The sequence below is a fragment of the Vreelandella gomseomensis genome (assembly GCF_031451645.1).
In the GTDB taxonomy this organism is placed as follows: Bacteria; Pseudomonadota; Gammaproteobacteria; order Pseudomonadales; family Halomonadaceae; genus Vreelandella; species Vreelandella gomseomensis.
Genome location: NZ_JARWAI010000001.1, coordinates 32,769 through 51,466 on the forward strand (window position 1 = coordinate 32,769; position 18,698 = coordinate 51,466).

The window sequence follows — 18,698 nt, forward strand, 5'->3', positions numbered from 1 at the left end:
CCATTTCTTTGGAGAACGCCATGGCTGGCTTACTGCCCAACGTCGACCCCGACGGCCTGCTGGAATATTCGGTGGTCTATACCGACCGCTCGCTGAACCATATGTCCCAGCAGTTTCAGGGCGTGATGCGCGATATTTCCACCACGCTCAAAGAAGTTTATAACGCCCATGCGGCCGTCATCGTGCCGGGTAGCGGTACCTTCGGCATGGAAGCGGTTGCGCGCCAGTTCGCTGTCGACCAGCCGACGCTGGTCATTCGCAACGGCTGGTTCAGCTACCGCTGGACGCAGATTATCGAGATGGGCCGTCTGACCGACCAGCATACGGTGCTCAAGGCACGGCGGCTTGACGCCAGCGATCCGCACTCCCCCTTCGCGCCAGTACCCGCCGACGACGTCGCCGCGCGTATTCGTGAGGAAAAGCCCGCCGTGGTGTTTGCCCCGCAGGTGGAGACCTCGGCCGGGCTGCTGCTGCCGGACGACTATATCCGCAGCGTTGCAAAGGCGACCCGTGACGTGGGCGGCCTGTTCGTGCTCGATGCCATTGCCGCCGGCACGCTGTGGGTGGATATGCAGGCGTTGGGGGTGGATGTCGTGGTCAGCGCACCGCAGAAAGGCTGGAGCGGCTCGCCCTGCTGCGCCATGGTGATGCTCTCCGAGCGCGCCACCCAGCGTCTTTCCGAGACGCAAAGCAACAGCTTCGCCTGCGATCTGGGCAAGTGGCACAGCATCATGCAGGCGTACGAAAACGGCGGCCACGCTTATCACGCGACCATGCCCACCGATGCCCTGCGCACGCTGCGCGACATCATGCAGGAAACCCGCGCGTATGGGTTCGCCAAGGTCAAAGCTGAGCAGCAGGCGATTGGCCGCGAGGTTCGCGCCATGCTTACGCGCCACGGGTTCACCAGCGTCGCCGCCGAAGGCTTTGAAGCCCCCGGCGTGGTCGTCTGCTATACCGACGACGCCGGCCTGGTCGGCAGGCTTGCCCAGGCAGGCGTTCAAGTCGCCGGCGGCGTGCCGCTGATGTGCGATGAGGGCGACCACTTCCAGACCTTCCGCATCGGGCTGTTTGGTCTCGACAAGCTTCACCATACCCAGCGCAGTGTGGCTAGCCTGGAAAACGCCATCGAAGCGGTCAGCTAGGCACGAAAAAGCCCGCTATCAGCGATAGCGGGCTATTGGCAAAACGACGACAAGCGAACGACAGGTTACATATAGCCCACGCCGCGGGGCATCATGCCCAGATGGTTCTCGACCTGCGTCACCCCGGAAACGTTTTCCGCCGCGACGGTGACGGCCCGTTTCTGCTCAAGGGAATCCACCAGCCCCCAGATTTCCACGGCACCGCCGTCCACGATGACGCTGATGTTCTCGATCCGCACGTCCGTGCCATGCTCGACTTCATTGAAAATGGCGTCGCGAATCGCCCGGTCATCGGTGGGCGATTGCGTCGGCCCCACCGCCGCATTGGCAATGCCCTGCAGCAGATTGGCGCGGCTGACAATACCCACCAGCTTACCGTCACGCAGCACCGGCACGCGCTTGATATGGTGCTTTTCCAGCAGTCGCGCGATGCTGTGGAGCGGTGTATTTTCCTCAACGGTCAGCGGGTCGCGGGTCATGATGTCCTGGGCTTTACGGCCGTGTGCCTTCACATACTCGCCGGCATTCTTCCCGGCGCTGAAAAGCGATAGCCACCCGCCGTGATCCTCGCCGCTGTCATCCTTTAGCCGGCGCATCAGATCGCCCTCGCTGACAATCCCGACCACTTGGTGCTGAGCGTCCACGACGGGTACGGCGCTGATGCGATGCTTGAGCAGCAGTTGGGCAATATCACGCACCTCCGTGCCAGGAGACACGCTGACGACTTTAGGGGTCATAATATCGATTGCTTGCATGATTTTCTCCTTGCGACGCGTCTTGCGATGTCGTCGCCAATGCGGGAGGCATTGCCTATCGATAAGCCTAGTCCGCCCCCGGGGATTTGCCTATGCACGCTTGAGCTGGATGACGCAAACTTGATCCAGCGCAGTTTATGGGGGTGCCTGGTGAGCCTCGCTCTCCTCGACCTTTTCCACCGAGACAATTCCCGAGCGGCTGACCACGACCTTCCAGCGGGCCAGGTAGGGCTGGTCTTCGCTGCCGATTTCGCGGATCACCAGATTGAACAGGTGACGGCGCTCGACGGTCTCGCGCACGGCCTGGCCTTCCTTGAGCCGGTAGATGGCGTGCTTGCCCTTGCTCATCAGTCGCGTCAGCATGGATATATCCAGGGTCAGACTCTCCTGGGTGTGTTCGTAGCCGCTCAGGAAGCGCGTCGGTGACATGCGCGACTGCGAACGATAATGCAGCACCACCTCTTCACGCTGGGCGACCGTTCGACGCCGCAACTGCTGGATTTCCGTGTCCAGCACGGCGTAGCGCTTATAGTCGAACCACTCCAGCTGATGCCCAACCGGCACATTGCGGTTGGGGTCGACGTATTGCCGCCGCCACTTGGGGCGCCCCCGCCGCAGCCAGCGCCAGAGCGTATTGCGCAGATCGTCCTTGAACACCTCGCGCATGGCGTAGAGCACCGCCATGGCGATCACGAACAGCGCGGTAATATCGCCCAGCGTATCGCGCAGGCGCAGCACGCCAAACGAGACAAACCCCATGACCACGGCGGTCGCCAGGGCCTTGACGGCTTTCTGCTCACCGCCGCCGAGCTCCTGAGAGCGCTGCTTGAGGGTGATCGGGTACTCGATCAAACGGCGTAACAGACGCATCTTGTTCGACATGCGCGTGGGGTCTTCCATGACCCGCATCGCGTTGTATTCCTGCTCCTGGCGGTACTCGGCCTCGCGCTGGCAAATCGCCACGAAACGGTGACGGATGGGGGTAAACTCGCCGCCCCTGGGCATGTGGGCCACCAGAGCCAACAGCTGCTGCTCGGTAAACCACGACAGGTAGTTGTCGATATTGGCAAAGTATTTATACAGCCGGTCGTCCTTGGGTGGATGACGGCGCAGACGCCTCAGGATGCTCTCGCTCAAGTCGCTGGTCTCTTGCATCTCATCGCACAGGCGGTCGACGCTTTGCTGATCGACCTGCTGCTTTTCCTGCCCAGGGCGGATGGCTCGCGCACGCTCCAGCATGGCCTGGGTAGTACGCTCCATCGCGCCAACGTATTGATAGGCGTAAAGGCTGAGGCTCAGCCGATAGGAATCGCTGCCCATCTGGTGGCGCGTGGCCAGGCGACTGCGCACCAAGGGCAGGTGATGCTGATCGCTGTAATAGGTGCGCGATATCTGGATCGCCGCATGATAGAACGCTTCTTCGGAGATCAACTGGGTCGACAGACCCAGCTCGCCCGGCACGAACAGGTAGACGTCCAGGGTATGAGACGTCTCCTCCTTGAGACGCCGCGAAATACGCAGCTGATAGCTGTTCTTGCGCTCAACGTTGATCAACGACCAATCTCCTACTTCCCTGTGTATGGTGATGCGATAACATGGCAGTGCATCGGGTATGGGGAGGACTTGCCTTAATGGACGCCGAACGCCACTATTGCTCGCTGTTTACCTCTTTGCATTGGGAGCTTGGGAATGTCCATGGCCCGTTTTTCACCCTTTGAGCTGGTGCTGTTGAAAAGCCGCAGCCAAGTGGATACGGCAACGCTGCTATTGCTGGCCTGGGTGCTGGTGCACCGTCAGCACGTGTCCGAAGGTCAACGGCGCCGCCGTCTGGCCCAGGTCACGGCGCAGTTTCGTCATGGGCACGAGCTCGGACCGGTCATGGGGATCGCTCATAGCCAGGATCTTCAGGCGATTCAGCTGGCCGCCGAAATTCTGCGCAAGGAATGCTCCAAGGAGCGTAGCTTGAGCGTGCTGCACCAGTCGATTACCGTTGCCACCGACGACGGCGAGCTGTCGCTGGCCAACCATTATATCCTGCGCTTTCTTGCCGACTTGCTCAACGTGACCCCCACCACGCTGAGCACGCTGTTTTACGAGCTGACCGGCCGATCCATGGGCGCCCCCGAAGATCCCAGTCGGCATACCTATTGGCAGCAGCATAACCCTGACTATTTCCGTCAAAAAGCGCGCGACGCCGCCGCCGAACAGCAAGCCCGCGAAGACGCCGAACGCCAGGCTCAGGAGAAAGCCGAGCAGCGCGAACAGAAAAAACAGCGCAAACATCAGGAAAAGCAGCGCCAGCAGGAACAGGCGCACGCGCGTAAGGAACAGACCCGTCAGGAGCGAGAACGCCAGCGCCAGCGCGACGACCAGCAGCGCCGCGAACAGGCCCAACGAGAGCAGGCGCGTCACGAACGCGCCCAGAGCGAGCGGCGACAGTCGTCGCACACCCCGCCACCGGATCGCACTACCCGGGCGCTGGCCGTGCTCGGGCTGCCGCCGGGCGCCAGCCGCGGTGACGTTCGGCTCGCCTATCGGCGCATGGCCCAGCTGCACCACCCGGACCGTTTCTTCTCCGAAAGCGAACATCAGGTAGCGCTCGCATCTGCTCGTTTCCAGCGCATCAAAAACGCGTATGATTACCTGATGCAAACCTATTAAACCGACACGGCGGCGACCGACGGAACAAGACCATTCTTATGCGCGATCTGTATCAACGCCTATCGCTTTCATCAGAAGCCAGCGAGCTCGACATCCGGAGCGCCGTCGAACGCTGCCAAAACAGCGCCCTGCGCCAGGATGCCGACACCGTGCTGGCGGTCAATGAGCATCGCGAAACCTACGACACCCTGCACCAGACGCTCAGCGACATCGGCTGTCTACGCGCGCGACTGGGGCTGACCCATGGCGCGCACTGGCAGGGTGATGTGGCCAACGATTTCTCACTGCCCCCCGATCACGCCATTTCACGCCACGATGAACTGGTCGATCGCGTCAGCAACGCAGTCTCCCTGTATAACCGCTGGCGTCGCTGGCGCGGCCCGTGGCTACTCGTCGCCATGTTCGCGACCGGGGCCGGTATCGGGAGTGTGATCGGGTTTGCCCTTTGCCTGGGACTTGCCACCGGGTAACCGCTTGCCTTGGCCGTCGCCCTTGCGCTGACGCTCGTCCTTCTTGATCTCGGCCTGCGTGGGCAGCGGCGCGGGCTTGGGTGACGTCGGCCGCTCGCGATCCTCGGGCAGCGTCCCGTCATCGTTGTGGGGGGCCTCGTCCAAGTCCATGTCAACGCTGGCATCCGACGCCATCGAACCGCCTGCCTGGCCTTCCATGTTGATGCTCAAACGCGGCGGTGCCATGTCAACGCCTTCCGCTTCCATGCGCTGCTTGAGCATCAGATTGAACGCCCGCGACACGTCCCACTGCATTTCCGGCGCGGTACGGAAACGCATGCGCAGGATGGCGCCGCCGTCGTCGAAGCTGTCGACGCCCTGCATTTCCAGCGGCGACCAGATGTAGTGCCGCATCATCGGGTCCTTGCGCAGCTCCTGGGCCGTGTCCTGCATCAGATTGATGGCGTCGTCGACTTTCATTTCGTGGGGAATACGGATGCGCATCAGCGCAATCCCGAACTGCCGGGACATGTTGTGAATCGACTCGATGCGGCTGAAAGTGATGATATGCACGACACCATCGAGGTCGCGCAGTCTGACCGTGCGCAACGTCAGCCCCTCGACTGTCCCCATGTGACCGTTGATTTGCACAAAGTCATCCACCGCCAGGGAGTCTTCGATCAGGATAAAGATCCCGGTGATCAAATCCTGCACCAGGGTCTGCGCCCCGAAACCGATCGCCAGACCGATGACACCGGCACCCGCCAGCAGCGGCGTGACGTTGACCCCTAGATTGGCAAGCCCCGCTATCACTGCGATGATCAGAATCGTGACGAAAATCACGTTGCGAATCATCGGCGTGATGGTTTGCGCCCGGGCCTGGTTCACCCGCCGCCCCCGCGAGCGGGTCGACGATACCAACGCCCGCTGAATGGCGGTATCGGCAAAGATCCACGCCAGCCAGGCCAGAAACACCGTTGCGCCAAGGCTCACCAGTGCCGGGCCAATCCGCGCCCCGGCCAGCCCGCGCTGCCCCAGGCCGAACATGGAGCTGCCCCACACCTGCATCAGCAGTTCGGCAAAGACCACCCAGGCACAGATATGCCCCAGCACGAACGCAAAGCGCTCCAACCGTTTGCGGTACTGGCTTTGCCGACGACGATGGCGGCGCTTGCCCAGGCGCTCGGATTGGCGGCGCAGAAGACCGGTGACCACGAGCGTGAGCACCAACAGGCTGGCGGAAATGATTGACCGGGCCAGTGCCGTTCCCACGTCACCCACGGTAATGAAGATCGCCAGCAGTGAACCGCCGACCAGCAGCAGCGCGGGAATATGCCAGAGCCCACCCAGGGCACGGATCATTTCCACCGCCGCGCTGGCATCGCGGCGCTGCTTGTAGGGACGATTGCAGATCAGGTGGCGAACCGGCCGCTTGAACTTGAACACAAAGCGCGCCGACAGCAGGGCCGCCAGCATGTTGGCCAGCACCGAGACTAGGCTGGAAAGCTCTTCGCCCAGCATCTCGACGATACGGCTGGAATTCACCGCGTCGCCCAGCGCAATCAGTGCGCCAATCACGAACAGGCCGCGCAGTGCCTGCTGATGGAGCAGCAGCACCGCGGTAAAACGATGGCCGCGGCTGAAAAACGCCACCACGGTTTCAAACACCACCGACAGCAACCGACCGCACACGCAAATATACGCCACCACCAGCACCATGGTTCGGCCCGGGCTGTACGCCATCAACTGACCGATCCCGAGGGTAATGGCAAAGGCCAGTATCCAGGGCAGCATGCGGCGCAGGAAGTGCACCACCATCAGCCAGCCTTTGGGGTCCCGCGGCAGGTCGAGCGGCCATTCGCGGCGGTTGGCCAGCACCCGACCGGCGCCGATCATCGCCACCAGCAAGGCGATCCAGACCACCGCCAGCACCGCCCCTTCGGCCACGGCGCGGATGGTTTCGCTGCGGTCGGCGGTGCTGACCAACGCTTTCAGCTCTTGACCGCCATGTACCAGCTGACGCTCCCACTCGTCGACCGGTGAATCCCCGGCCTGGGCCTGCTCGCCGATGTCGGTGAGGGTGTCGGCCAGGGCACCCAACAGCCCCTGGTGCACGATACCCTCCTCTTGGGTCGCCTCGCCCGAGGTGGTTTGCAGCTCACGCAGCGAGCCAAGCAACTCATTGCGCCGTTCTTCGTTCTCGAGCATCGAGATCACGTCATCCAGCGAGCCCTGAAAATCCTCGCTGTTGACATCGCTCTGCTCCTCCGAGCCAGCGCCTCCCAGGCTCGGCAGGGTGATCGACTGCGCCTGGGCCTGTGTGGCCACGCTACCCATCATCAAAATGACAACGAGGCGTAGAACGGTGTTAATTAGCCAGTGCGTTCGCACATGTTACTCCTGGACCAAGGCGTGAATAGACGTTGCCACACGGTAACGCTTAAGTGGTGCGCTACGTGATTATTCTCAGCCCGTGCGCGTGACTATGATAGGCTGAGTGGATGAATTGTTCACCTCACAGGATGCCGAGATGACGTTAGATGCACCACCTAACGGACGCAATGCAAAGGGCGAAACCCGCCGTGTCGGCGTTGAAATCGAGTTTGCCGGCCTCCCGCCCCGCGACACGGCCCAGATCGTTCGCGAGCTATTTGGTGGTGAGCTTAACGTGGTCAGCCCTCACCGACTACTGGTCGAGGGTACCCGCTGGGGGGAGTTCGGCATTGAGCTGGACACCCAGTATGCCCACCCGGACAAGGCGCTGCTGGAAGAGGGCCACGAGCAGGACAGCGAGTGGATGCGCCAGCAGCACCAGCACCGCCTGGAGTTCCATCGCAAGACCCGCGAGCTGATTGGCGACATGGTGACCGGCCTGGTACCCACCGAAATCGTCTGCCCGCCGGTGCCCTGGGACGAGCTGCCCGACCTCGATAGCCTTTTCGAGGCGCTGCGCACACATGGCGCCAAGGGCACGGATGCGAGCTTGCTCTACGGCTTCGGACTGCACCTCAACCCTGAGATCGAGCGCGCCGACGTGGACTACCTGCTGGCGATGCTCCGGGCTTATCTGCTGCTGGCAAGCTGGCTTCGCGACGAGATCAAGGTGGATATCACCCGCGAAGTCCTCCCCCACGCCAACCCGTTTCCCAAAGAGTACGCGCTCAAGGTGCTCGACCGTGAGTACACCCCGGATCTCGACACGCTGATTGACGACTACCTGCATTACAATCCGACCCGCAACCGCGAGCTGGATATGTTGCCGCTGTTTGCCTACCTTCGCCCCGACCATCCCCACAAGCTGCTGCATAGCGAGCTGACCAAGCCGCGGCCGACGTTTCACTACCGGCTGCCCAACGCCCAGCTATCGGAGCCTCACTGGGGGGCCGTTACCGAATGGAACCGATGGGCCGCTGTCGAACACCTGGCCGCCGCTGAGGCATCCCTGTCCGCCCGCTGCGACGACTACATCGCCCTGCACAACCGGCCCTGGTTCATGCGCATGACCAGCCGCATCAAGTGCTGGTGGCACGGGCGTTCGGCGACGAAACGCTGAAATTTTGCGATTGACGCATTCACATCGACCAACTCATTCACATCGACCAGAGAGTGCCGTTGCATGGCCCGCCCGTTAATTGGCATCACCACCTCCGATGCAAAAAGCCAGCTTGCCTGGTGGTTCGACTGGTTCGCCGTCTGGCGTCACGGCGGGCGACCGCTTCGCCTGTCGCCATCAAGGCCCAAACCTGAGTACCTGGATGGCCTGATCATTGGTGGCGGCGATGATATTGAAGCGTCGCTCTATGGTGGGGAGGTGCAGCTTGACGTGCGTCTGGATCCCGCCCGGGATGCGCTGGAGCTCAACCTGCTCGAGCGCTTCATTCCTCGGCATACCCCCGTGCTAGGTATCTGCCGTGGCGCTCAGCTGATCAACGTGCACCTTGGCGGCACCCTCGACCCGGATATCTACACCACCCACGAAGGCCTCAAGCGTCGGCGGACGGTACTGCCACGCAAAACGGTAGATATCGTCGGCGCCAGCCAGCTCCATCGCCTGCTCGGCGTCACCTGGTGCCGGGTGAACAGCCTTCACCACCAGGCCGTCAATCAGGCCGGACAGGGTATCGACATCGTTGCCCGCGACCGCGACGGCCTGGTCCAGGGCATCGAGTCACGGGATCACGACTTCCTGATCGGCGTGCAATGGCACCCCGAATGGCTGATCTTCAACCGCCCCCAGCAGCGCTTGATTCGCGCGCTGGTGGCGGCGGCCGAGCGCCATCAGTTGGGCATCACGCGTTGAGCACGGCCAGCGCGGCGTCGTAGTCCGGCTCGTTCTTGAGCTCGCTGACCAGTTCACTGTGCAGCACACGGTTGTCGGCGTCCAGGACCACGACCGCACGGGCACACAGTCCTTCCATGGCGCTATTGCACAGTGCCACACCCCAGGCTTCCTGGAACTCGCGGTGACGGAAGGTGGAGAGCGTCTCGACTTCATCGAGCCCTTCCGCCCCGCAGAAGCGCTTGGCGGCAAACGGCAGGTCGGCGGACACGACCAGTACCACGGTGTTGTCCAGCTTGGATGCCAACGCGTTGAACTGTCGGGTCGACATGGCACAGGTCGGCGTATCGACGCTGGGGATGATATTGAGCACCTTGCGCTTGCCCTGGTAAGTATCCAGGGTGACATCCTTGAGCTCGGCGTTGGTCAGCGTCATAGCCGGGGCTTGCTGGCCGGGGGCAGGCAGGCTGCCGGCCACATCCATGGGCTCACCTGCGCGGGTTATCTGTTGCATATCAGGCTCCTGAACGTAATATGGGGTCACGGATGCACCTTACATGGGAATCGCCCCGGCAGGCTATTGTTTCTATCGTTCTTGACGACCTTAACCTCCCTCAACGATCCCGCGCGGCGCCAGGATGAGAGCCAGCATGTCTTCTTTAGTGATTATCAAAACCGGTGATGCCTTCCCCGAGGTCGTCGATGCCCACGGCGACTTTGAACAACTTTTTATCCGCCAGCTGCGCGAGGCGCTGCCGGAAACGCTGACGTTAAGCGTCTGGGACGCCCGCGATGCGGTACCCGCTGAGCCCGCCGCGGCGTATGCCGGCGTCATCATCACCGGCTCGCACAGCATGGTCAGCGAAGCGCCGCCGTGGAGCGAGGCGCTCAAGCCCTGGCTGCGCCAGGCGCTGGCGGACGAGGTACCCATGCTCGGCGTGTGCTACGGTCATCAGCTGATGGCCGCGGCATTCGACGGCATCAGCGATTACCACCCCGCCGGCCGCGAGTCGGGCACCCATGCCGTACGTCTCACCCGGGCGGGTCAAGAGGATCCGCTATTTGGCCAGCTACCGACATGCTTCCCGGCCCACCTGACCCATGCCCAGTCGGTCATGCAGCTGCCGCCCGACACCACGATTCTGGCGCATAACAGCCACGACGCTCACCAGGCGCTGCGCTATGGAGCACGCCAATGGAGCGTACAGTTTCATCCGGAATTCACCGCGCCCGTCATGCGCGCTTACCTGGAACGGCAGAAGGCCGCGCTGCGCGATCAGGGGGACGACCCCGAGGCGTTGCTCCTCAGCATTGGCGACACCCCGGAGGCATCGAGCCTGCTGCGCCGCTTTTTAGCGTTCGTCTAGCGTGGGCTAGCGGGCAGGCGTGCGCTTTTCGTCGCGCCGTGATGCCAGCCGGTCAGCCAGGCGGGTGGGCTCGGGCAGCTTGGTGGCTCCCAGGCAGCTCATAACCCAGCTTAGTGAGGTATCCAGACACAGTCGGTGGCCGGGAGAAACGAACACCGGCTTGACCTTGGCCCGCGAACGCAGCACCACGCCGATCACCGCATCCCCGGCGGTCAGCGGCACCCAGTCGCCCCGCGCCTCCCCCACCTCGGTATGACTGCCCGTCAGCCGTGACTTGGCAATGCCAATGGTGGGCAAGTCCAGCCACAGACCTAAGTGGGCAGCGACGCCAAGATGGCGCGGGTGGGCAATGCCCTGCCCGTCCACCATGACCAGTTCAGGCGTCATGGCGAGTTTTTCGAACGCGCCCAGCGCGGCCGGAAGCTCGCGAAACGATAGCAGACCGGGCACATAGGGCATGCGCGTCGCCTCGCGGTGAACCACCTTCTCGACCACGGCCAGGTGGGAGGCAGCGTTCGGGGCCCAGCGTAGCACCACCACCGCCGCCCGGGTGTTGGCACCCTGGTCTTCGAAGCCAATATCCACCCCGGCGATATGACGCACCGGGTCGATACGGTCGGTAAGTTCGAGACGCTTGGCCAACTGGCTCTGCAGCGCAATGGCCTGTTTAGGCGCCAGGTTCCATGCGTGTAGCGGTGTCGCCATAAGGCCTCCCTGATTTACCGACATCCAGACGCACAAGGTAGCAAAAAAACGCCCCCGGGCCTGGAAAGGCACGGGGGCGTGGGGATAGCCGTTGCCGCCTGGCGGCAGCCGGTCAATCCTTAGGCGCGTTCGCGGCGACGGACCGGCGCATCGCCATCGTCATTACGACGGCGCGGCGCACGCTCGGGCGCGCTGTCTTCGCTGATCTCCAGCGGACGGCCGGCAACCCGGGCACGCGCCATCTTGGTCAGGATGGTAGACGGCAGACCGCTGGGCAGCTCGACCACCGAGAAGGCGTTACGGATATCGATACGTCCGATACGCGCGCCTTCGATACCCCCTTCGTTGGCAAGAGCGCCTACCAGCTGGCCGGGCTTGACGCCGTCTTTATGGCCAACGGAAACGCGGTAACGGGTCATGCCTTCGCTCGGTGCGCTGGAACGTTCGCGACGCGCACCCGGCTTGCCACCTGACGCGCCGTCACGCGAGGGCTTTTCCTTGCGCGGTGCCTGGAGGCGACCGATCGGCGCTTCGTCAGCGCGGGCCATGGCCGCAAAGGCACAGGCCAGCTCGACAGGGTCATGGCCTTCCTCGACCAGGCGCTCGACCAGAGCACGCTGTTCCTCGGCTCCCTTGGTGAGCGCAGCCACGACGCGATGATGGAAGACCTCATCACGATGGGCACGAATCGCGCTCTCGTCGGGCAGCGGCATTTCGGACATCTTCTGACCGGTTGCCTGCTCCATCCAGCCCACTTTGCGGCCTTCACGGAAGCCGGCAAAAGTAATCGCGATGCCGCTACGTCCGGCACGACCGGTACGCCCGATGCGGTGGGTATAGGCTTCCGCGTCCTGGGGCAGGTCGTAATTGATCACGTGGGTGATACGCGATACGTCGAGGCCGCGGGCAGCGACGTCGGTGGCGATCAACACGTCGACTTTGCCACGCTTCAGGCGCGTGATGGTGCGCTCGCGCAGGCTCTGATCCAGATCACCGGAGAGGCCGGCGGCGTTGATGCCACGAGCGGTCAGCTGTTCCACCAGGGTGGTGCAGGCGGCACGGGTACGCACAAAGACGATGGCGCCATCGACGGGTTCGACTTCGAGAATACGCGCCAGGGCTTCAAGCTTGGCGCCACCGTCAACGCGAACGATGCGTTGCTCGATGTTTTCACCGGTGGTGGTGCCAGACTCGATCGCCACCTTGACCGGGTCAACCAGATAGCGGTTGACGATGCGCTCGATTTCGGTCGGCAGCGTTGCCGAGAAGAACACACGCTGAGCATCTTTCGGGGTATCGGCAACCACGCGTTTTACGTCGTCGATAAAGCCCATGCGCAACATTTCGTCGGCTTCGTCGAGCACCAGGGCGGACAGGCCGTCAAGCTTCAGGCTACCGCGATCCAGGTGGTCGATAATCCGGCCGGGGGTGCCGACGATCACCTGGGCGCCGCGCTTCAGCGCGCCCAGCTGTTCACGGTATTCCTGGCCGCCACACAGGATCGCGACTTCGAGACCCTTGAGGTTTTGGCCATACTTGCTGAACGAGGCGGCAACCTGCTGCGCCAGCTCACGGGTCGGTGCCATGACCAGCACCTGAGGTTCGCGGCGCGTCAGATCCAGACGCGTAAGCAATGGCAGTGCAAATGCAGCGGTCTTGCCGGTGCCGGTTTGTGCCTGGCCCAGCATATCGCGGCCTTCCAGCAACGCAGGGATCGTCTGCGCCTGGATCGGCGAGGGAGTTTCATAGCCCTGTGCTTCAACAGCAGACAGAACGGCAGGCAATAGAGCCAGATCGCCGAAGCTCGGCGAGGCGACAGAAGTCGAGGTCATTAATCACACCTTGGTAGGCCGGTTGTGCCGGCAAAAAACATCGTAAGCGTCTCTGACTCGGTCAATGATGCGCATCAAGTAAGCAGCATCAAAGAACATCGATCCGCAGCGCGGATATCGTCATCAGTGGAGTCGGAGACGCCGGTCGCACCTAGCATCCGGATCGCTCACCCTTAAGTGACTCAATCCGCCGTGGCGACCTTACTGCGCCGATTTCACCCGTTTGGTGAAATGCTGGAGGCGCGCCATCTTCACAGCAGCGAACATCTGCCAACAGGGAGATGTTCCAGCAAACGTTTCCGGGTAGCGAGCAATGACTTGACAATGACTCGTGGCTACGCAGGCAAACGCTTATCGTCGTGATGGAGGGGTCAACACATGCGAGGAGCGCGCATCCTAACACTGCAACTGATGGCTGACCAGTGGTTTCAGCGGCTTTTTTGGACGAGCTTCCTTGCACCGCAACGTATTTCAACTAGCCTGATAGTCGCCTATCAATTCAAAGGCACCTCAAAGGAGTGGTTCGATGAACTGGGATCAAGTCGAAGGTCGATGGACTGAAATGAAGGGCAAGGCACGCGCCAGCTGGGGCGAACTTACCGACGATGAGCTGGATCAGATCGATGGCAAGCGCGAACAGCTGGTGGGCAAGCTTCAGCAAAAATACGGCCTGGTCAGGGAGGAAGCCGAGCGCAAGGCCGACGAGTGGGCAAACGCTTTATAGCCACGCGTTGACTCTACACGCCGGTAATTTTATTTCTCTCAATGTCACCTATCGCGACACAGCGATACATGCACATTGAGCATCGTAGCCACAAGGAGAGACGCTATGCGTAAATCAATCATCACCACCGCTGTCAGTGCCGCCCTGCTAAGCAGCGCTGCCTTTCATGCCAACGCTGCCTCGGACGGGCCTCAGGGCATGTATTCCGCCGATGACATCATGGATGCGACCGTGTATCTCGAAGGCGATACCAATGAAGAAATTGGCGACGTCGACGATATTCTGCTGAACGAAGACATGAAAGTCAGCGCGCTGGTCGTGGAAAGCGGCTCCGTGCTGGGCCTGGGCGGACGTGAAATCGTCGTCGATACCGACTACTTCAGCCTGGAAACCGATACCGACGGTGACGACACCGAACATCGGATTCTGGTCAACGCCTCTGAAGATGAAGTCAAATCCTTCCCGACCTATGATCGTGACTGGTGGGAACAGACCAAGGCGAATGCCAGGGATGCCTGGGAAAGCACTGAAGAAGGGGTAGAAAGCGCTTGGCAGTCCACACGCGAGGCCATCAACCCTGACGATGAAGCGATTGAAGAGTAGCGCCTTCATCTTTATATCGCTGATCCCTTAACCGTTAAGGGATAACGACAAGAAGCCACCGCAAGGTGGCTTTTTGGTGTCTGACGGTCGGTTCAGGCTTTGCGACGGATACCCTTGCCTGGCAGTCGCTCGCGATCATGGGAACGACCGAGATCCAGCGCCGGCCCTACCGGCACGATACGCGTGGGGTTGATGGTATCGTGGCTGTAGTAGTAGTGGCGCTTGATGTGATCCATGTTGACCGTTTCCGCCACGCCCGGCCATTGATAAAGCTCGCGCACGTAGTTGGCCAGGTTGGGGAAATCCTCGATGCGCTTCACGTTGCACTTGAAGTGCCCGTAATACACGGCATCGAAGCGTATCAAAGTGGTGAACAGCCGAATATCCGCCTCGGTGAGCCACTCCCCCGCCAGATAGCGATGCTCACCCAGGCGTTTCTCCATACGCTCCAGGGCGTCGAAAAGTGCGCGCACATGCTTTTCGTAGACGTGCTGCTCGGTGGCAAAGCCTGATTTATAAACGCCGTTGTTGATATGGTCATAGACGTCGGCATTGACCTCGTCGATCACATCGCGCAGGTCGGCAGGATAAAAATCCAGATCATTGCCGGTCAGCTCATCGAAGGCATCGTTGAGTATGCGCACCAGATCGGCGGATTCGTTATTGACGATGGCATTGCGATGCTTGTCCCAAAGTACGGGAACGGTGACACGCCCCGTATAGCCGGGATCCGTCATGGTATAGAGCTGATGATGATACTCGACGCCGTTGACGAGATCGCCGCTGGATCCTTCGTCCTGGTGGTAAGTCCACCCCTGATCGAGCATCAGTGGACTAACGTGAGAGGTGCCAATCACCGCATCAAGCCCCTTGAGCGTTCGCATGATCAGAGCACGGTGCGCCCAGGGACAGGCAAGCGATACATAGAGGTGGTAGCGGTCGTGCTCGGCGGGATGGCAGCGGCCTTCGGCGTCAGGGTTGTCACCCACCCAGTCGCGCAGTTGGGCGGATTCGCGGACAAATTCTCCGCCATGCTTCTTCGTGTCGTACCACTGGTCGTGCCATTTTCCTTCAATCAACAAGCCCATATAGCCTCTCCTCAAAGCGTTAGCGTTGGGTAAGCATACGCCAGAGGCCACCCGACTCAAGCGGATGTTTTACCGCTATTCATTCGACACAATCGAATCTTCGGGGGCGCACTCGCGCACCGCCTGGCGGAGCGCCGAGGCCATGGCATGCGCAGCCGGCCCCGCCCGATCCTGATCGCGGAAAATCAACTGGACGGGGACTTCACGGATGCTGCCGGCTGTCAGCGGAAGCGGCTTGAGCCGCCCGTCGCCTAGCTCTTCGGCAATGCGCGTTTCCGGCATCCAGGCAAACCCCAGGCCGCGCTTGAGCATATCGAGGGAGGTATTGAGATGGCTCACCGTCCAGCGCTGCTCGGCTTTGAGCCATCCGGCATTGGTGGATTGACGCTGGGCCGAATCGCGCACCACCAGTTGACGATGCTGGGCAAGGTCGCGCAAATCCAGTGACCGGCCCAGCCGGTGAAGCGCGTGCGACGGGTGAGCAACCGCCACGAATCTGACCATCACCAGCGGCTCACCAAGAAATCCCTGGGCTTCGATGCCGGAGATCACCAGATCGGCGCGGCCATCGTAAAGCATTTCAGTACCGCCATTTAATACGCTTTCAAACAGTTGCACACGCACCTGGGGGTAGGTTTCCGAAAACCGCTCCAACGCTTTTGCCTGGGCCGCGGCGGGAAATACCTGGTCGATCGCCAGCACCACTTCGGCTTCGAGGCCCGCCGCAAGCCGCGAGGCGACGTCTTCAAGGGATTCGGCACTCTCGATCAGCTGACGCGCCCGACGCAGCAGCAGCTCCCCTGCTTCGGTCAAGCGCACCTGACGGCCCACCGGTTCCAGTACCTGAACCCCTAACTGCTCTTCCAGCTTGTGTACCGCGTGGTTCAGCGTTGAGGGGCTTTTATGCACGGCCTCGGCGGCCCGAGCAAACCCTCCATGGTCAACCACGGCGGCAAGCATCTGCCACTGTGCAAGTGTTACCCGAGACATTTCGATTTCCTCGACGCAAAACAGCGAAACAATCCGCTAAACATTCGAAAAACCCCTCTAGAATGCCAGCATTTGTGCTTGATTACCGTACCCCGAACTAACTAATCTGCGCAGTCATTGTGTTGATGGGCAAAGATGACGAACGCCTGCCATTACATTTATTAGCAAACAGTGTTCAAAAATCCGTAACGCCGGTCTGGTGCATGCGTCATTAGGCGTAAGTTCATTTTATGGATGGACATACAGTCTAGGAACCCCCGCTATCATGGGTTATGGTTCATGGGTTTATTCGCTTTAGTTACTTTTAAATCACGAAATTGGCGGCCCATTTACCCATGTTGCGAATCCTTCATTCGCTGCCCCGCACGCACAAATTGTTACTGTTACCCGTAGCCACCATGGTTACCGTGCTGGGCACACAAAAACTAATCACGACATATCACGACCTGAGCCAACCCGATGCGTCAATGGAAAGCGTTCTGGTTCCCCTACCAAGCGATTCCACGCCGGGCGTTCCTTCTCTGAATAAACAACGAACGCCTGTCGCCGATGCCATTGACCGCGCCTCCCGCGCCCTCGACGCTACCCGGGAAAACATCCCCCTTAGCGAGCTCAAGGCAACCGAAATTGTCGACCTCGACGTTATTGACGGCGCTGAAGCCGATATCGAGGTTCAAGCAGCGAGCGTTCTTTCACCTACTCTTGACACCGACACGGTTGAGAACAGCACGTTGAACGACGGCGCTCTGCACATGGCCGTTGTCGTGGGTACCTTGACCAGCGGCATGCTGGACGTCGACCACGCTCCCGCCACGCAGTTGGCCGATGCCACTGCCGACGCCACGTCCTATGAAGATTATGGCGCCGACCTGTTTGGCGATGTGTCCTTCCTCGACCTGGAACTCGCGGCTGAAGAGACGTTCGTGCCCGAGTGGGAAACCCACATCGTCGAGTCCGGCGAAACCTTCGCCGTACTGGCGCAGAATCAGTTGGGTCTGGGATACAGTGAAGCGCTTCGACTGCTCGACGACGTCCCTGATCCCAGGATGCTGACCCACTGGCGCGCCGGGCACAGCTTCGACTATCAGTTGGACAAAGAAGGCCGCCTGCTGTCGCTGCGCATGATGAAGAATACCCGCGAAGGAGTGCTGATCGAGCGCGAGAACGATCAGTTCGCCATTACCGGGATAGAACGCCATGGCGAGCCCGTGCAGCGCATGTACGCCGGCACCGTCAGCGGCAGCTTTGCGCGTTCAGCCCAGTCGACGGGTCTCGACAGTGGCGCCGTCACGGCACTGACCCTCCTGCTCCAGAAAAAACTCGATTTTCGCCGCGATAGCCGTCGCGGCGATCGCTTTCAAGTGCTGGTCGAATCCGATATGATCGACGGCGAAACGCTGGATTCGCGCGTTCTGGCAGTTAAGTACCAAGGCGAACGCATGAACTTGACTGTCGTGCGCAATGCCACCGACGATAAATTTTATACACCGGATGGCAGCAGCCTGGATCCGGCGTTTGCGCGTCGCCCCTTCGAAGGCAACTACCGCTTGAGTTCAGGCTTCAACCCCCGCCGCAAACACCCGGTTACCGGACGCATCAGCCCGCATAATGGCACCGACTTTGCCATGCCGATCGGCTCGCCCGTCACGGCGCCTGCCTCGGGACGGGTCGAAAAGGTTGCCAACCATTACGCCGCCGGACGCTACATCGTCATTCGTCACGATAACGGCTACCGCACGCGCTACCTGCATCTCTCCAAGCCGCTGGTCAGCCAGGGCGAGCGGGTCGAGATGGGTGAGCGTATCGCGCTTTCAGGCAACTCCGGCCGCAGCACCGGCCCCCATCTGCATTACGAAGTCATCGTCAACAACTCCCCGGTGAACGCCATGACCGTGGAGCTGCCCGAAAACACCAGCCTCGACGGTGACACCCTGGTGGCGTTTCAGCGCCAGGCGGCTCCCATGCTGGCCGCACTGGAAAGCGGTGAAACCGGCACCATCAGCCTGGTCGATAACGACGCCGCGGACGCTGACGAGTAACTATCACAGCGCCCTGCGATAACTAGAAAAGCGCCACTTCTTGGAAGTGGCGCTTTTTTAT

At 61.2% G+C, this 18,698-nt stretch carries 17 protein-coding genes; 9 read left to right on the forward strand and 8 right to left on the reverse strand.

Features of this window, described 5'->3' with window-relative positions; all coding sequences use genetic code 11:
* The first annotated feature begins 20 nt into the window (after nucleotides 1-20).
* Nucleotides 21-1,145 carry an aminotransferase class V-fold PLP-dependent enzyme gene (locus tag QC815_RS00160; protein ID WP_230446229.1) on the forward strand — a complete coding sequence of 375 codons (1,125 nt, stop codon included), beginning with the start codon at nucleotides 21-23 and terminating at the stop codon, nucleotides 1,143-1,145.
* Between the two features lie 65 nt (nucleotides 1,146-1,210).
* On the opposite strand, the gene QC815_RS00165 is transcribed toward QC815_RS00160, so the two are convergent.
* Complete coding sequence (locus tag QC815_RS00165; RefSeq protein WP_230446228.1) at nucleotides 1,211-1,900, reverse strand: CBS domain-containing protein; 690 nt, start codon at nucleotides 1,898-1,900, stop codon at nucleotides 1,211-1,213.
* Between the two features lie 135 nt (nucleotides 1,901-2,035).
* Nucleotides 2,036-3,454 (reverse strand): hypothetical protein, encoded by a 1,419-nt coding sequence (locus QC815_RS00170; RefSeq protein WP_230446227.1) that lies wholly within the window; start codon nucleotides 3,452-3,454, stop codon nucleotides 2,036-2,038.
* Nucleotides 3,455-3,595: 141 nt separating this feature from the next.
* Here QC815_RS00170 and QC815_RS00175 point away from each other — a divergent pair, with 141 nt between their 5' ends.
* On the forward strand, nucleotides 3,596-4,561 hold the full coding sequence (locus QC815_RS00175; RefSeq protein ID WP_309766296.1) for a DnaJ domain-containing protein: 966 nt from the start codon (nucleotides 3,596-3,598) through the stop codon (nucleotides 4,559-4,561).
* Nucleotides 4,562-4,599: 38 nt separating this feature from the next.
* A complete protein-coding gene (locus tag QC815_RS00180) occupies nucleotides 4,600-5,031 on the forward strand; it encodes a hypothetical protein (RefSeq protein ID WP_309766298.1) in 432 nt (143 codons plus the stop codon).
* Here QC815_RS00180 and QC815_RS00185 read toward each other — a convergent pair.
* Nucleotides 4,948-7,401: a mechanosensitive ion channel family protein gene (locus QC815_RS00185; RefSeq protein ID WP_230446224.1), complete on the reverse strand. Its 2,454-nt coding sequence runs from the start codon at nucleotides 7,399-7,401 to the stop codon at nucleotides 4,948-4,950. The two genes, QC815_RS00180 and QC815_RS00185, sit on opposite strands and share 84 nt — an antisense overlap.
* Before the next feature lie 139 nt (nucleotides 7,402-7,540).
* On the opposite strand from QC815_RS00185, the gene QC815_RS00190 reads away from it, so the two are divergent.
* Together QC815_RS00190 and QC815_RS00195 are read left to right on the forward strand one after the other, a co-directional pair.
* Nucleotides 7,541-8,563 carry an amidoligase family protein gene (locus QC815_RS00190; protein WP_309766300.1) on the forward strand — a complete coding sequence of 341 codons (1,023 nt, stop codon included), beginning with the start codon at nucleotides 7,541-7,543 and terminating at the stop codon, nucleotides 8,561-8,563.
* 63 nt (nucleotides 8,564-8,626) lie between these two features.
* On the forward strand, nucleotides 8,627-9,310 hold the full coding sequence (locus tag QC815_RS00195; protein WP_230446222.1) for a gamma-glutamyl-gamma-aminobutyrate hydrolase family protein: 684 nt from the start codon (nucleotides 8,627-8,629) through the stop codon (nucleotides 9,308-9,310).
* Here QC815_RS00195 and tpx read toward each other — a convergent pair.
* Nucleotides 9,300-9,803, reverse strand: a complete 504-nt coding sequence (tpx, locus tag QC815_RS00200) for a thiol peroxidase (RefSeq protein WP_230446221.1) — start codon at nucleotides 9,801-9,803, stop codon at nucleotides 9,300-9,302. The genes QC815_RS00195 and tpx overlap by 11 nt on opposite strands.
* Before the next feature lie 136 nt (nucleotides 9,804-9,939).
* Between tpx and QC815_RS00205 the strand changes: the two genes are divergently transcribed.
* On the forward strand, nucleotides 9,940-10,656 hold the full coding sequence (locus tag QC815_RS00205; protein ID WP_309766304.1) for a glutamine amidotransferase: 717 nt from the start codon (nucleotides 9,940-9,942) through the stop codon (nucleotides 10,654-10,656).
* Between the two features lie 6 nt (nucleotides 10,657-10,662).
* Here QC815_RS00205 and nfi read toward each other — a convergent pair whose 3' ends face one another.
* The gene (gene nfi / locus QC815_RS00210; RefSeq protein WP_309766306.1) at nucleotides 10,663-11,361 is read right to left on the reverse strand and encodes a deoxyribonuclease V; all 699 of its coding nucleotides are present in this window, start codon (nucleotides 11,359-11,361) and stop codon (nucleotides 10,663-10,665) included.
* Nucleotides 11,362-11,480: 119 nt separating this feature from the next.
* Complete coding sequence (locus QC815_RS00215) at nucleotides 11,481-13,193, reverse strand: DEAD/DEAH box helicase (RefSeq protein ID WP_230446218.1); 1,713 nt, start codon at nucleotides 13,191-13,193, stop codon at nucleotides 11,481-11,483.
* 526 nt (nucleotides 13,194-13,719) lie between these two features.
* Here QC815_RS00215 and QC815_RS00220 point away from each other — a divergent pair.
* Together QC815_RS00220 and QC815_RS00225 are read left to right on the forward strand one after the other, a co-directional pair.
* Entirely contained in the window at nucleotides 13,720-13,917 is a 198-nt protein-coding gene (locus QC815_RS00220; protein ID WP_309766308.1) for a CsbD family protein, read from the forward strand.
* A gap of 105 nt (nucleotides 13,918-14,022) precedes the next feature.
* Entirely contained in the window at nucleotides 14,023-14,520 is a 498-nt protein-coding gene (locus QC815_RS00225; RefSeq protein ID WP_309766310.1) for a PRC-barrel domain-containing protein, read from the forward strand.
* Nucleotides 14,521-14,612: 92 nt separating this feature from the next.
* Here the strand turns inward: QC815_RS00225 and QC815_RS00230 are convergent, their stop codons facing one another.
* On the reverse strand, nucleotides 14,613-15,608 hold the full coding sequence (locus tag QC815_RS00230) for a glutathione S-transferase family protein (RefSeq protein ID WP_230446215.1): 996 nt from the start codon (nucleotides 15,606-15,608) through the stop codon (nucleotides 14,613-14,615).
* Between the two features lie 75 nt (nucleotides 15,609-15,683).
* Nucleotides 15,684-16,598 (reverse strand): LysR family transcriptional regulator, encoded by a 915-nt coding sequence (locus QC815_RS00235; protein WP_230446214.1) that lies wholly within the window; start codon nucleotides 16,596-16,598, stop codon nucleotides 15,684-15,686.
* 335 nt (nucleotides 16,599-16,933) lie between these two features.
* Between QC815_RS00235 and QC815_RS00240 the strand changes: the two genes are divergently transcribed.
* Nucleotides 16,934-18,637 carry a peptidoglycan DD-metalloendopeptidase family protein gene (locus QC815_RS00240; protein ID WP_230446213.1) on the forward strand — a complete coding sequence of 568 codons (1,704 nt, stop codon included), beginning with the start codon at nucleotides 16,934-16,936 and terminating at the stop codon, nucleotides 18,635-18,637.
* Nucleotides 18,638-18,698 lie beyond the last annotated feature (61 nt).